A 12856-nucleotide genomic window follows, 5' to 3' on the forward strand; every position below is an offset into this window, starting at 1 on the left:
CCGTGAGCGTCACGGTCCGCGTACCCGCCAAGGTCAACGTGCAGCTCGGGGTCGGCGGCCTGCGCGCCGACGGCTTCCACGACCTGGCCAACGTCTTCTTCGCGGTCGCCCTCGGCGACGAGGTGACCGCGACGGCGGGCGAGCCCGGCACGGGCGTCACCCTGAGCTGCGCCGGACCGGACGCCGACGCCGTCCCGCTGGACGGCAGCAACCTCGCCGCCCGCGCCGCCCGGCTGCTCGCCGCCCGGCACGGCCTCGCCGAGCCCGACGTCCACCTGCACATCGCCAAGGCCATCCCGGTGGCCGGCGGCATGGCCGGCGGCAGCGCCGACGGCGCGGCGGCGCTGGTCGCCTGCGACGCCCTGTGGGGGCTCGGCACGCCGACCGGGGTGCTGCTGGAGCTGGCCGCCGAACTCGGCTCGGACGTGCCGTTCGCGCTGGTCGGCGGCGTCGCCCTGGGCCGCGGCCGGGGCGAGATCCTGGAGCCGCTGCCCGTCACCGGCGGCTTCCACTGGGTCTTCGCGGTCGCCGACGGCGGCCTGTCCACCCCCGCCGTCTTCCGCGAGTGCGACCGCCTGCGCGAGGAGGCCGGCACCGGCTCCGCCGACACCGAGGTGCCCACCCCCGACGCCGACCCCGCGCTGCTCGCGGCCCTCGCCGGCGGCGACGCCGTCGCGCTGGCCGCCGCGCTGGCCAACGACCTCCAGCCGGCCGCCCTGTCGCTGCGCCCCGCGCTCGCCGACACCCTCCGGGCCGGCACCGCGGCCGGCGCGCTCGGGGCGCTGGTCTCCGGCTCCGGCCCGACCTGCGCCTTCCTGGCCAAGGACGCCGACGCCGCCGAGGCCGTCGCCGCCGCGCTGCGCGCCTCCGGCAGCTGCCGGACCGCGCACGCCACCCACGGGCCGGTGCCCGGCGCGGCCGTGGTGGTCGCGGCGTGACGGCCGTGCTGCGGCGGTGAAGGCCGCGGCGTCCGGCTCGTAGCGGCCGGTCGGGCCGACGGCCGAGCGCGCGGGTACCCGGGGCGGGCCCACTAGGCTGGGAGGCTCCGGGCTCCGCCCGAGCCCGGACCGTCGAACCCAGGAGCGCAGCACACGTGGCCGTCAACCTCGCCACCATCGAGTCCGTCACGAAGGTCTACGGCACCCGGGCCCTTCTGGACGGGGTCAGCCTCGGCGTCAGCGAGGGCGACCGGATCGGCGTCGTCGGACGCAACGGCGACGGCAAGACCACCCTGATCCGGATGCTCGCCAAACTGGAGGAGCCGGACGGCGGGCGGATCACCCACGCCGGCGGGGTGGAGATGGCCGTCCTCACCCAGCACGACTCGCTGGACCCGGCCGCCACCATCCGGCACGAGGTCATCGCCGACCGGGCCGACCACGAGTGGCTCGGCGACGCCCGCATCCGCGACATCATCGAGGGCCTCTTCGGCGGCCTCGACCTGCCCGGCTTCCCCGACGGCCTGGACACCGTGATCGGCCCGCTCTCCGGTGGTGAGCGCCGCCGGATCGCCCTCGCCAAGCTGCTGCTCGGCTCGCCCGACCTGATCGTGCTCGACGAGCCCACCAACCACCTCGACGTCGAGGGCATCGCCTGGCTCGCCCGGCACCTCCAGAACCGCCGCTCCGCGCTCGTCTGCGTCACCCACGACCGCTGGTTCCTCGACCAGGTCTGCACCCGGATGTGGGACGTCCAGCACGGCTCCGTGCACGAGTACGAGGGCGGCTACTCCGACTACGTCTTCGCGCGAGCCGAGCGCACCCGGATCGAGGCCACCGAGGAGCAGAAGCGCCAGAACCTCGCCCGCAAGGAGCTCGCCTGGCTGCGCCGCGGCGCCCCGGCCCGCACCTCCAAGCCGCGCTACCGGATCGAGGCCGCCAACGCGCTCATCGCCGACGTCCCCGAGCCGCGCGACAAGAGCGAGCTGATGAAGTTCGCCAACGCGCGCCTGGGCCGGACCGTCTTCGAGCTCGAAGGCGTCACGGTGAAGGCCGGCCCGAAGCTCCTGCTGGAGAACGTCACCTGGCAGCTCGGCCCCGGCGACCGGATCGGCCTGCTCGGCGTCAACGGCGCCGGCAAGACCTCGCTGCTGCGCGCGCTGCGCGACGCGTACGCCTCGGAGGGCGACGTCCAGCCCACGTCCGGGGTCGTCAAGGTCGGCAAGACGGTGCGGCTGGCGTACCTCTCCCAGGAGGTCGCCGAGCTGGACCCGGCCACCCGGGTGCTGCAGGCCGTCGAGCAGGTCCGCTCCCGGGTCGACCTCGGCAAGGGCCGGGAGATGAGCGCCGGCCAGCTCTGCGAGCAGTTCGGCTTCGGCAAGGACAAGCAGTGGACGCCGGTCGGCGACCTGTCCGGCGGCGAGCGGCGCCGGCTCCAGCTGCTCCGGCTGCTGATGGACGAGCCCAATGTGCTGTTCCTCGACGAGCCCACCAACGACCTCGACATCGAGACGCTCAACCAGCTGGAGGACCTGCTCGACGGCTGGCCCGGGTCGATGGTCGTCATCAGCCACGACCGCTTCTTCATCGAGCGGACCACCGACGTGACCTACGCGCTGCTCGGCGACCGGCGGATGCGGATGCTGCCGAACGGCGTCGACGAGTACCTGGAGCGGCGGACCGCGATGGCCGCCGCCGCCGCGGCCGCCGCGGCTTCGGCCGCCGCCGTCCCCGGTGCGGCGCCGGCGGCCGGTGGCGAGGCCGGGGCTTCCGCGCTCTCGGGCGGGGACCTGCGGGCGGCCAAGAAGGAGATGCAGAAGCTGGAGCGGCAGATCGCCAAGCTGGACGAGAAGGAGTCCAAGCTGCACTCCCAGCTCGCCGAGCACGCCGCCGACTTCTCCAAGGTCGCCGAGCTGGACGGCCGGCTGCGGGCGGTCCGGGAGGAGAAGGAGGAGCTGGAGATGAGCTGGCTGGAGCTCGCCGAGCAGGTCTGAGCCGCGCCGTCCCGGCCTCAGCGGCTTCCGCCGCGGGTGCCGGCGAGGAGCGTGTCCAGTTCGTCCGCCGCACGGCCCAGCGCGCTGCGCGTCGGGTCGTGCGGGCGGGTCGGCCGCACCGCCGCCCGGGTCGGCGGACGGTGCGCGCGGGCCGCGGCCGTCAGCTCGTCCAGCGCCCGGCCGACCCGCTCCACCTCCACCGGATCCGGCACCCGCCCGCCGTAGCGGCGCTGCGCCGCGAACGCCGCCACCGCACCGCTCAGCCGTTCCAGGGCGGCGGTCGCCGGCAGCCACTCGGCGGCCGCCCGGCCGGCCGGGGGCGGCTCGGCCAGCCCCCGTTCGACCTCGGCGCGGGCGTCGGCCAGCGCCCGGTAGGCGGTGCGGCGCAGCCACACCTCGGCGCCCGCCTCCGGGACGGGGCCGGGTCCGCCGGACGAGCCGTCGGGGGATGGGGCGTCCGGCCGTGCGACCGAGCCCAGGTAGGCCTTGAGCGCCGTCGTCGCGGTCACCAGGCGCGGCTCGATCCGGTGCCGCGGCCGCTCGGGCCAGAGCAGGTAGCCGAACAGCAGCACGATCGCGCTGGCCAGCGCGGTGTCCAGGACCCGCGGCCGGAACTCGGCCACCCCGTCCTGCCCGCCCAGCTGCAGCAGGACCAGCGCCATCGGCGTCATGACCACGGTGTTCAGCCCGTAGTGCGCCGCCGTCGCGTAGGGCAGCAGCGCCACGCAGAGCGCGGCGATCGCCACCAGCGCCCACGGCCCGCCGGCCGGGGCCAGCACCGCCGCCGTCACCGCCACCCCCAGCACCGTCCCGACCGACCGGCTCACCGCGCGCAGGAACACCGAACCGAGGTCCGGCTTCAGCACGAAGGCGATCGTCATCGGCACCCAGTAGCTCCTGCTCAGCGGCAGGGCGGCGGTCACCGCCGCGCCGACCGCGACGCACAGCGCGAGCCGCGCCCCGTACCGGGCCGCGCCGGGCGACACCAGCCGCACCCGCAGCCGCCACGGGTCCGGCGGCGGGACCGGCGCCGTGCCGAGCACCGCCTCCCGGCCCGCCACCGTCCCGGCGGCCGCGCGCAGCGCCGCGTCCAGGGCCCGCCGGGACGGCGTGTCCGGCGCCCAGTCGGGCACCGCGACCTCGCCGCCGCCGCGCTCCACCGCCCGGGCCAGCCGGCCCGGGACGGCGGCGACCTCGGGCGGCACCGGCCGCCAGGCCCAGAGCAGGCCGGTGGCGGCCTCGGTCGCCGCCAGCGCGGCCCGGTACATCGCATGGCCGCGGTGGGGGTGACGGGGCGGCGGGAGCACGTCCTGGAGCTGGTTCAGACGGGCGGTCAGCACCTGGCGGGAGGCCGCGCCCCGCGGCGTCCCCAGATCGGCGAGCATCCGGCCGAGCGCGTCGTACGCGGCGGCCAGCGCCCGGGTGACGGGGTCGGCCGCGGGCGCCCGGCGTCCGCGCGGCGGGAAGCGGCGGGGCGGGAGCGGGAGCGGGAGCAGGCCGAGGAGCAGGACCAGCGCGGCGCCCGCCGGCATCATCGGCGCCGCCGCCCACCACGGGTGCGGCAGCGGCATGCCGCTGCCGAGCGCGGCGGACACGAGCAGCAGCAGGCCCGCCGCCGAGCCGCGCGGCCCCGTCGCGCTCAGCGCCCCGGAGACGAAGGCCGTCACGGTGAGCGCCGCGCCCAGGGCGAGCGCGTCGGCCCGGACGTGCTGGAGGGCGGTGCCCACCAGCATCCCCAGCGCCGAGGCGGACACCGCGGTGGCGATCCGCCGGGCCCGCAGCCCCACCGGCTCGACCCGATCGTTCATGGTGGTGTGCATCGCGCCGAGCCCGGCGAACACCCCCAGGTCCACCCGGTGCGCCAGCACTCCGGCGGCCAGTGCCACCGCCATGCCGAGCGCGGCCCGCATCATCGGCGCGACCGGCGGCGCCGGCCGGGTCGGGCGGGCGGCCCGGGCCCACCAGGGGGCGTCCGCGGCAGGGTCGTCCGCCGAGGGGGCTTCGGCGGCGGGGTTGCGGCTCACGGGGCCATCCGATCCGCGGCGGGCCGTCGGGCTCCGGGGCGGTACGGGACCGGGCGGGGCGGGGGCGGCCAGGGTCGCTGCTGTGCGACGTTGCGCGGCAGATGAGGTCGCGTCCGGGACGACCGGACCCGGCCAGTCTAACGGCCGTCACCGGCCCGCACGTGTCGAGTTCGTACCGATCGCGTACAAGCGGGCCGTGGGCCCTGCCGGTTCGTCGGGGGCGGTGGCTACGATGAACGAGGCGCCGTCCGTCCCGAGGGGCGGACGGTTTCGCCGGGCAGGGCGGGACGGGGCCCACACCCCGCATCCGTCCGGCCGGTTCGACCATGCGGTGGGACCGAGGAGTTGACGGTGTGTCGCGGCGCGTCGACCTGCGGGGGCGCGCCGCGTACGGGGGAGAGGTGGATTGCTGTGCCAGGCGAGGCTGGACCGGGCGGCGCGGGCTGGGCCGACGGCCCCAACGGCGAGGTGAGGCCGTGGTCGCTCGACAACAGTTGGATCGGGCGTGCGGTCGGACAGGTCCAGGTCGACGTCAGCGCCACCGCACTGGTGGCGGCGTTCGGCTCCAAGGACGTCAAGATCGAGCTCGACACGCTGACCGCGTTCAAGAAGAAGGTCGACGCGCTGCTGGCCTCGCTGGAGGGCTCGGAGGCGGCGCAGCACAAGATCAAGGAACAGAAGCTGACCGCGGGCAACCTCGGTAGCGGCTTCCACGAGTCGACCGATCTGATGGCCGCGTACGACCGGACCCACGCGGCGATCGCGCAGCTCTCGAAGGCGTTCGCGGAGCAGATCGACAAGATGAGCCAGGCGGTCGCGCAGACGGCGGGCAGCTACGGCAGCAACGAGGAGCACCAGACGGCGGCGGTCACCGCGGTCGCGAAGAACGCGGACGGCGGACCCGGCGGGTCTCCGGCGGTGACGGGCAAGTTCTGATGATCGTCGCGCGTGTCCGCTTTGTTGGAACGGGGAGCAACTGATGGCAGGTGGAACGAACTTCGAGGGAATCGGCCACCCTCAGCTCAAGGGGATGGTCGCCGGCAGCGATCCGGCGAAGGTGACCGGCCGCGGCAACCAGCTCAAGGACGCCGGGCGGGTGCTGGACGACCTCAGCCGGGCGCTGGCCGCCCACGTCGGCCAGATCCAGTGGGAGGGTCCGGCCGCCGAGAACTTCAAGACGTGGGCCGGCAACCTGAACAAGTCGGCCGCCATGATCAGCGAGTACTCCAAGGGGGCCGGCGACGCGATGGTCCAGGCCGGCGAGGCCCTGGGCGGCGCCAAGACCGGTGTGCCGGAGGTGCCGGCCACGGACATCGACACGGTGAAGCGGCACGCCGCGCAGCCGTGCCTGAAGCCCTCGCCGCTGAGCATCGCCGGTTTCGGCAACCCGACGGCGACGACCGACGCGATCATGAAGAAGGAGGACCCGACCTGGGTCTCCTACGCGGAGGCCGCGGCGGCGCAGAAGCGGGTGGACACCGCGCACCAGGAAGCCATCCACCAGATGGAGAAGCTGGGGCAGGCGTACGAGGCGGCGACCGCCAAGCTGAACGGGCTCAAGCTGCCCGAGCTGCCGGGGGCGGGCGGGGGCAAGGACGGTGTCGGCGGCAGCGAGGACGTCTGGGTCGGCGGCGGCGGTTCCGCCGGATCCGGTGGCTCCGGACGGACCCCGAACACGGGGACCGGCCGCAGCGGCGGGGGTTACGTCCCGGCCGGCGGTGGCGGGTACGGCGGTGGTGGCGGCTCCGTGACGCCGCGTCCGCCGGTGTCGGTGCCGGACGGGCCGCGGACTCCGGGGCACGACACGCCGATCCCGCCGCACGGCGGCGGTTCGGTGCCGCTGCCGGGCGACCCGAGTACGCCCGGCGCGGTGATTCCGCCGGGCACCTTCCCCGGGGACCGTCCGAGCACCGGGCTGGACAGCCTGCCGACGGTGCCGACGCTGCCCGGGCAGACCGGCCCGGTGGGGCCGAGCGGTGGCGGCCCCGTGGCGCCGTACCCCCAGGGCGGCGGCCCCGGGTACCCGGGGACTCCGGGCGGGGGGACCGGCCCGTTCCCCGGTGGTGGGCCGATCCCGATGGGCGGCACCGGTCCGTTCACCGGTGGGACCGTACCGCTGAAGGGCGGCGGGGGGCCCGTTCCCCCGAACCGGACCAGCACCTTCGGCGGCGGGAACCCGTCGGCGAAGAGCGGTGGTCCGGGGCCGACCGGCGGCGGGACCGTCTTCGGGGCGCGCGAGGCGGCCCAGGGGCGGCCCGGCGCACCCGGTGGCGGCTTCGGTGGATTGGGCGGCGGCATGCACCCGGGCGGTGGCGGCGGCCACGGTGGTGGCGCGGTCGGCGGCTCGCGCGGTCGGGGCTACAGCTCGACCGTCGGCGGCGTGGTCGGCGGGGCGCAGGGACCGGGGGCCGGCGGGGAGTTCACCCCGGGCGGCAGCGGCCTGCGCAACCGGGCGGCCGCGGCCGGGGCTGCGGCCGCCGAGGGCGCGGCGCGGCCGGGCCAGAACGGCATGATGGGTCCGGGTATGACGGGCGGCGCGGGGGAGCGGCGCGAGCGTGAGCGCCGCCGGCGGGCCGACTACCTGCACGAGGACGAGGAGACCTGGACCAGCGGTACCCCGAGGAGCAATCCGGGCGTGATTGAGTAGTGCGGAACGACTGCCCGGCCACTGGGCCCACACCCGGTGGCCGGGCAGTCCTGCGCGGGGCACTGCCCGTGCCCGACGGGGAAAGTGACGAGGGAGCAGTGATGCGGCGGACGAACGTACGGGGGCGCGGGCGGGGGTTCGCCGCGATGGTGCTGGCTGCGGGGGTGGTCGCCGTTGCCGGGGCAACGCCGGCCGCGGCGGAGTCGATCCGCGAGAACCAGTGGCACCTCGATGCGATGAAGGCATCGGAGGTGTGGAGGGTCAGCAAGGGGCAGGGCGTCACGGTCGCGGTGATCGACAGCGGCTTCAAGCTCGATCACCCCGACCTCGTGGGGCAGTTGCTGCCGGGTAAGGATTTCAGCGGGCTCCCCGGCGGTGTCGGGTCGTTCACCGAGAGCCATGGGACCGAGATGGCGGCGCTGATCGTCGGTTCGGGCAAGGGGATGGGCGGAAGCGGCGCCTACGGGCTCGCCCCCGAGGCCAAGGTGCTGCCGATCAAGATCCGGAACAACGACAATTCCGCGGGCGTGACCGGCTCCGAGTTCCTGAAGCAGATCGGTCAGGGCATCGTCTACGCCGCCGACCAGGGGGCGAAGGTCATCAACGTCTCCCAGGCGAGGTCGGCCGCTTCGCTGTCGGCGGCGGACCTGGCCGAGCTGAAGGCGGCTGTCGATCACGCGGCCGCCAAGGGCGCGCTGGTCGTGGCGGGTGCCGGGAACTCGGCGCAGAGCGGCAACCCGGTCGAGTACCCGGCGGCGTCGCCCGGGGTCATCGGTGTCGGAGCCGTGGACCGGAACGGTACGGTCACCGCCGAGTCGGAGCAGGGTCCGCAGGTCGACCTCGCCGCGCCGGGAATCGAGATCTACAACGCCTGCACCGGGCCGTCCGGCTACTGCAAGGGGCACGGCACATCGGACGCGACGGCGCTCGTCTCGGCCTCGGCGGCTCTGCTCTGGGCGGTGCACCCCGATTGGACGGCCAACCAGGTGGCCCGGGTCCTGCTCAACACCGCGGGCAAGGCGGACGACGGGGCCCAGCGGAACGACGCCCTCGGGTACGGCATCGTCCGGCCGAGGGTGGCGCTGACGGAGCCGGGGGATCCGGGGCCGGCGGATGTGTACCCGATCCAGGAGCAGCCGGTCGCGCAGCCCGCGCCGTCGGCCTCCGCCGTTCCCTCGGCGGCGACGCCCTCGGCCTCCGCGTCCGCCGCGCCGGTACCCGGGGAGGCGGCCACGCCGGTGCCGCAGCAGGAGCCGGTGGGCGAGAAGGCTTCCGGGTCGGGGAGCACCGTGCCCGTCGTGGTGGCGGTGGTCGCGGGGCTGGCCGTGGTCGCCGCGGTGGTCGTGGTGGTGGTGCGGCGGCGGGGCGCGAGGCCCCCGCGGCAGGCGGTGGCGGGTGCCGTGCCGCCTCCGCCGGCGTACGGGCCGCCGACTCCGCCGAGCGACAACCCCTACGCCAAGTAGCCCGCCCGGCGGCCGGGTCGGCGCCCGCGGTGGCCGTCCGGCGGGCGGGCGGCTCCGGGGGGCGCAGGCGCGGGGCGGGGCGCGGGTGTCACTCGGGTGGGCGCTGTCGGGGGTGTGGCGGGGTCGCCAGGGTTGGGGGTATGGGTGCGACGGGGCAGATGCGGCGGGCCGCTGCGGCGGCGCTGATCGGTACGGCGATCGAGTTCTACGACTTCTTCATCTACGGGACGGCCGCGGCGCTCGTCTTCGGTGAGGTCTTCTTTCCCGAACTGGGAACGGTTGGGGCGCTGTTGGCGGCGTTCTCGGTGTACGCGGTGGCGTTCCTGGCGCGGCCGCTGGGGGCGGTGCTGTTCGGGCACTTCGGGGACCGGCTGGGGCGCAAGACGACGCTGGTGGTGTCGCTGCTGCTGATGGGGCTGTCGACGGCGGCGGTGGGGGTGCTGCCGGGCTTCGCGGCGTGGGGGTGGTGGGCGCCGGTGGTGCTGGTGGTGCTGCGGGTGTTCCAGGGGGTCGGGCTGGGCGGCGAGTGGGGCGGCGCGGCGCTGCTGGTGGCGGAGAACGCGCCGGCGGGGCAGCGGGGGCGGTACGGGGCGTATCTGCAGTTGGGGCCGACGACCGGGTTCGTGCTGGCCAACGGGGTGTTCCTGGCGCTGCAACTCCGGCTGGACGAGGAGGCGTTCCGGTCCTGGGGCTGGCGGGTGCCGTTCCTGGCGTCGTTGGCGCTGGTGGCGGTGGGGCTGTTCGTACGGCTGCGGCTGGAGGAGACGCCGCTGTTCCGGGGCGAGGTGCGGACCGGGGCCGAGCGGGCACCGGTGGTGGAGGTGCTGCGCGGGCACTGGCGGACGGTGCTGGTGGGCTGCGGGGCGATCACGGTGGGGTACGCGCTGTTCTACCTGACCACCACCTACGCGCTGGCGTACGCGACGACGGGGCTCGGGGTGCCGAGCACGGTGGTGCTGTCGATGCTGCTGGCCGGTGCGGGGGGCAAGGCGGTGACGGTGTGGCTGAGCGCGCGGCGCAGTGACGAGTGGGGGCGGCGGCGGACGCTGCAGGGGGCGACGGGGCTGGCGGCGGCGTGGGGGCTGGTGCTGTTCCCGCTGCTGGAGACGGAGCGGCGCGGGCTGATGTTCCTGGCGCTGGCGGGCGCGATGGTGGTGCTGGGGTGCCTGCTGGGGCCGCTGGCGGCCTTCCTGCCGGAGCTGTTCCCGACCCGGGTGCGCTACACGGGGGCGGCGCTGACGTACAACCTGGGCGGGGTGGTGGGCGGGGCGACGACCCCGCTGATCGCGACCAGGCTGACCGAGGCGTACGGGACGGCGGAGCCGGTCGGCTGGTACCTGGCGGTGTGGGGAGTGGTGGCGCTGGTCTGCCTGCGACTGCTGCCGGAGACCAGCGGAACGGACCTCGCGGCGTCGGGCGCGCTGCGCGGCCGGGCCGCCGGAACCGATTTCCCAATCGGACCCCCGGCCGTGTAGTGTCTTCCTTGTTCGAGCGAGCGGGTGGAGCGGAAGCGAAGCCGGGAGCGCGAACAGGGAACAAGCCCCTATAGCTCAGTCGGTAGAGCGTCTCCATGGTAAGGAGAAGGTCTGCGGTTCGATTCCGCATGGGGGCTCGGTCGGGACCCTCGCCTCAGGGCGGGGGTCCTTTTCGTTGTGCCCGCACGATCGGGTGGTGAGACGGTCCGGTGAGACGGTCTGGCAGGTCGGGTACGGAATGCGCTCTGATGGTGCGTCATCGGCCGCCTTCCTCAGCCGGGCGGGGCTGCGGGCGGGACGCCGACCTGGAGGGGTCTCATGGGTGTTCGCCTCGTCGTGGTGGACGACCACCGGCTGTTGGCGGAGGCGCTGGCCACCGCGCTCCAGCTGCGCGGTCACCGGGTGCTCGCGGTGGGGTCGCCGGCTTCGTCGGCGGCCGAACTCGTGGCGGGCCGGCGGCCGGAGGTGTGTCTGCTGGGGGTGGCCGCGCCGGGTGAGCCGGGGGCGTTCGACGGGCTGCGGCGGATCCGCCGGGAGCGGCCCGAGGTGGCCGTGATCGTACTCGGTCCGGTCGGCGAACTGCGGGGCGTGGCGGGGGCGTTCGCCTCGGGCGCGGCCGGGTACGTGCCGAGCGACGAGCGGATCGAGGTGGTCGAGCGGGCGATCGCGCGGGCCCGGGCGGGTGAGGCGGCGGTCGCGGTGGAGGTGCTGCGGGGCGCGTTCGACCAGCTGCTGAGACCGGCGGCCGAGCCGGACGACGAGGCGCTGCGGCTGCTGCGGCTGCTGACCCGGCGGGAGGTCCAGGTGCTGGCGCGGATCGCGGACGGCGAGGACACCGCGGCGATCGCGGCGGGGATGCGGATCGCGGCGAGCACGGCCCGCACGCACGTCCAGCGGGTGCTGATGAAGCTCGGCGCGCGGACCCGGCTGGAGGCGGCGGCGGTGGCGGCGCGCACCGGTCTGCTGGAGCGGATGGCGCGCGGCTGACGGGCGGGCGACGGGCAGGCGGACGGCGCCGGGAGCGGCCCGCGGGGTGGTTCGGAGCACCCCCGGCGGCCAGGGAGAATAGCCGCAGTCGTACGTACGTCCCCGATGGTCCGCCGACGGCGGTCCATCGCCCGCTGGAGGTCGCATCATGAGTAAGTACCTGGTCACGGGTGGCGCCGGCTATGTCGGCAGTGTGGTCGCCGCCCACCTGCTGGAGGCGGGACACCAGGTGACCGTCCTGGACGACCTCTCGACCGGCTTCCGCGAGGGCGTGCCGGCCGGTGCGGAGTTCGTCGAGGGCCGGATCCAGGAGGCCGGCGAGGTCCTGGACGGCTCCTTCGACGGCGTGCTGCACTTCGCCGCCTCCTCGCAGGTCGGCGAGTCCGTCGCGGACCCGGAGAAGTACTGGCGCAACAACGTGGCCGGCTCGCTGGAGCTGATCAGCGCGATGCGCGCGGCGGGCGTGCGCAAGCTGGTGTTCTCGTCGACCGCCGCCACCTACGGCGAGCCGGAGTCCGTGCCGATCGCCGAGACGGCCCGCACCGCGCCGACCAACACCTACGGCGCCACCAAGCTGGCCGTGGACCACCTGATCACCAGCGAGGCCGTCGCCCACGGCCTGGCCGCCGTCTCGCTGCGCTACTTCAACGTGGCCGGCGCGTACGGCGCGTACGGCGAGCGGCACGACCCGGAGTCGCACCTGATCCCGCTGGTGTTCCAGGCGGCCCTCGGTCAGCGCGAGCACATCGCGGTGTACGGCGACGACTACCCGACCCCGGACGGCACCTGCATCCGCGACTACATCCACGTCGCGGACCTGGCCGACGCGCACCTGCTGGCGCTGGACGCCGCCAAGCCGGGCGAGCACCTGATCTGCAACCTGGGCAACGGCAGCGGCTTCTCGGTCCACGAGGTGATCGAGTCGGTCAAGCGCGTGACCGGCCGGGAGATCCCGGTGGTGGTCTCCGGCCGCCGCGCCGGCGACCCGGCCGTGCTGGTGGCCTCCGCCGAGCGCGCCCGCCAGGAGCTGGGCTGGACCCCGCGCCGTCCGAACCTGGACGACATCGTCGCCGACGCCTGGAAGTTCACGCTGGAGAAGAACGGCCGGTAGGCCCGCCCCTCCGGCACCCGCCGAGCGCCGCTCCGTCCGGACGGGGCGGCGCTCCGGCGTTCCTACGGCCGCGGGAAGGACTGCGGCGAGGTATCAAGTCACGCCAATTTCGCACCTCCTGACGAAACTTCACCAAACCCCCACCGAGCCAGCGCCCACCCCGTACGCTGATTCCGGTACCGGTGGGGGCCGGTACCCAGGCGCTTCCGGGTATCCG

The 12856-nt window shown here is 75.3% G+C and carries 9 protein-coding genes and 1 tRNA gene; 9 read left to right on the plus strand and 1 reads right to left on the minus strand.

All coding sequences use genetic code 11. The features are described 5' to 3' along the window. The first annotated feature begins 2 nt into the window (after nucleotides 1-2). On the plus strand, nucleotides 3-938 hold the full coding sequence (locus tag ACFC0B_RS31540) for a 4-(cytidine 5'-diphospho)-2-C-methyl-D-erythritol kinase (RefSeq protein WP_376093532.1): 936 nt from the start codon (nucleotides 3-5) through the stop codon (nucleotides 936-938). Between the two features lie 155 nt (nucleotides 939-1093). Beyond that, nucleotides 1094-2932, plus strand: coding sequence for an ABC-F family ATP-binding cassette domain-containing protein (locus tag ACFC0B_RS31545; RefSeq protein ID WP_376093535.1), 1839 nt, complete (start codon nucleotides 1094-1096; stop codon nucleotides 2930-2932). Between the two features lie 17 nt (nucleotides 2933-2949). Here the strand turns inward: ACFC0B_RS31545 and ACFC0B_RS31550 are convergent, their stop codons facing one another. After that, the gene (locus ACFC0B_RS31550) at nucleotides 2950-4956 is read right to left on the minus strand and encodes an FUSC family protein (RefSeq protein WP_376093538.1); all 2007 of its coding nucleotides are present in this window, start codon (nucleotides 4954-4956) and stop codon (nucleotides 2950-2952) included. 411 nt (nucleotides 4957-5367) lie between these two features. On the opposite strand from ACFC0B_RS31550, the gene ACFC0B_RS31555 reads away from it, so the two are divergent. The 7 genes from ACFC0B_RS31555 (at nucleotide 5368) to galE (ending at nucleotide 12639) form a co-directional block, all read left to right on the plus strand. Beyond that, the gene (locus ACFC0B_RS31555; protein WP_376093541.1) at nucleotides 5368-5892 is read left to right on the plus strand and encodes a hypothetical protein; all 525 of its coding nucleotides are present in this window, start codon (nucleotides 5368-5370) and stop codon (nucleotides 5890-5892) included. A gap of 43 nt (nucleotides 5893-5935) precedes the next feature. Further along, nucleotides 5936-7603 (plus strand): WXG100 family type VII secretion target, encoded by a 1668-nt coding sequence (locus ACFC0B_RS31560; RefSeq protein WP_376093544.1) that lies wholly within the window; start codon nucleotides 5936-5938, stop codon nucleotides 7601-7603. A 101-nt stretch (nucleotides 7604-7704) separates the two neighbouring features. Continuing rightward, a complete protein-coding gene (gene mycP / locus ACFC0B_RS31565; protein ID WP_376093547.1) occupies nucleotides 7705-9066 on the plus strand; it encodes a type VII secretion-associated serine protease mycosin in 1362 nt (453 codons plus the stop codon). 140 nt (nucleotides 9067-9206) lie between these two features. Further along, on the plus strand, nucleotides 9207-10541 hold the full coding sequence (locus ACFC0B_RS31570) for an MFS transporter (RefSeq protein ID WP_376093549.1): 1335 nt from the start codon (nucleotides 9207-9209) through the stop codon (nucleotides 10539-10541). A gap of 64 nt (nucleotides 10542-10605) precedes the next feature. Next, a tRNA-Thr gene (locus ACFC0B_RS31575) sits at nucleotides 10606-10678 on the plus strand. 181 nt (nucleotides 10679-10859) lie between these two features. Continuing rightward, complete coding sequence (locus ACFC0B_RS31580) at nucleotides 10860-11528, plus strand: LuxR C-terminal-related transcriptional regulator (RefSeq protein ID WP_376093551.1); 669 nt, start codon at nucleotides 10860-10862, stop codon at nucleotides 11526-11528. Nucleotides 11529-11676: 148 nt separating this feature from the next. Further along, complete coding sequence (gene galE, locus ACFC0B_RS31585; protein WP_376093553.1) at nucleotides 11677-12639, plus strand: UDP-glucose 4-epimerase GalE; 963 nt, start codon at nucleotides 11677-11679, stop codon at nucleotides 12637-12639. The last annotated feature ends 217 nt before the right edge of the window (nucleotides 12640-12856 follow it).

This window comes from Kitasatospora sp. NPDC056184, from assembly GCF_042268405.1.
GTDB lineage: Bacteria > Actinomycetota > Actinomycetes > Streptomycetales > Streptomycetaceae > Kitasatospora.